Annotated in this window: 1 protein-coding gene; it reads right to left on the bottom strand. The window is 56.7% G+C overall.

Translation table 11 applies throughout. From position 1 onward, the window contains the following. Positions 1-242: 242 nt before the first annotated feature. Positions 243-1,265 (bottom strand): IS110 family transposase, encoded by a 1,023-nt coding sequence (locus Q1A89_RS23435; protein WP_299734151.1) that lies wholly within the window; start codon positions 1,263-1,265, stop codon positions 243-245. Between the last annotated feature and the right edge of the window lie 89 nt (positions 1,266-1,354).

Genomic DNA, 1,354 nt, shown 5'->3' with positions numbered 1-1,354 from the left:
TGTGTGGATGGCTCCTGCATAGCAAGTCCTTTTTGATCTAATTTGTGCACTTGTCAGAAGCAGTCATGTGTCCGGCCTGTTTTCGCGGTTTTGACCGCTGGCCCTGATGGGTTCCGCAAACCAAGTTCCTATCAGCTTTGCGGGCTGTCATGCCCGCGCCATTCGGCGGAGTGTCCTGGTTTTGGCGGCAGACTTATGCACCATCATCTCGCGGGTCTTGCTAATTCGATGTTCCTTTCGTTTCAGGCTACAGCGCGTGGGCTGTAAGGTTGGTTGCGGGTGAGGACGGCCCAGACGATCCTAGCTGTCTTGTTGGCCATCGCGACAGTTGCGACGCGGGCGGCTTTGCGTTCAAGCAATGAGGTCAGCCACTTGCTGGCACGCTCTGGATGGGACCGGGTCTGCCTGACCAGTGATGTCATACCGACGACAAGCAACGATCGTAGATACTGATCGCCCATCTTTGTGATCCGCCCCAGCTTCTCTTTGCCGCCGCTAGATTTGTTTGCGGGTGTCAGACCGAGCCATGCTGCGAATTCGCGGCCATTACGGAACTGATGCCCGTCGCCGATGCTGGCAATGATCGCAGAGGCCGTTACGGCACCCACGCCTGGGATCGTGCGCAACAAGCGCACCCGCTCATCTTCTTTGCCTACTTGCTTCAGGCGTTCCTCGTACCAGCGGACCCGCCTATGCAGAGCCATGAGTTGTTCGGACAGGTTACGGATCACCTCGTTGGCGATGTCTGGCAAGTCGAGCACTTCGCCAAGGGTAATATCCTCTGCAAAACCAATAACGCGCGCCAGCCCTCTTGGGATGTAAATACCGAACTCAGCAACCAAGCCACGCAGGCCATTGATCAATTGGGTCCTTTGGCGGACCAAAAGATCGCGTGCCCGATGCAGCGACAGAAGAGACTGTTGTTCGACGGTCTTAATCGACACGAACCGCATGGTCGGTCGGGTCACCGCCTCGCAGATCGCCTCGGCATCAATGGCGTCTGACTTTCCGCGTTTGACGTAAGGCTTCACGTACATCGGCGGGATCAAACGAACCTCGTGGCCCAGAGCCGTTAGCTCGCGAGCCCAATGGTGGGCGCTGCTGCAGGATTCCATGCCAATCAGGCAGGGCTCCAACTTCGCAAAGAAGGGCAGAAATTGCGCGCGTCGCAACGGCTTGTTGAACACTACTTCTTCCGTAGCGGTGATCCCATGGACTTGGAAAACGTTCTTGGCCAGATCAACACCGATTGTGGTAACTTGCATGGGGTGGCTCCTCTCATAAGCAGACTTTGACACCTGCACTATGGCGCATTGCGACGCCGGTTGAAGCAGGAGCCATCCACCCCATCAGC

Source organism: uncultured Tateyamaria sp. (genome assembly GCF_947503045.1).
Taxonomy (GTDB): domain Bacteria; phylum Pseudomonadota; class Alphaproteobacteria; order Rhodobacterales; family Rhodobacteraceae; genus Tateyamaria.
The sequence above is the reverse complement of the archived record's forward strand: the minus strand, read 5'-3'. Positions and strand labels throughout refer to the sequence as shown.

Excerpts from the sequence above, each read along its gene's own strand:
- Q1A89_RS23435 (WP_299734151.1), bottom strand. The coding sequence starts at position 1,265 with ATGCAAGTTACCACAATCGGTGTTGATCTGGCCAAGAACGTTTTCCAA.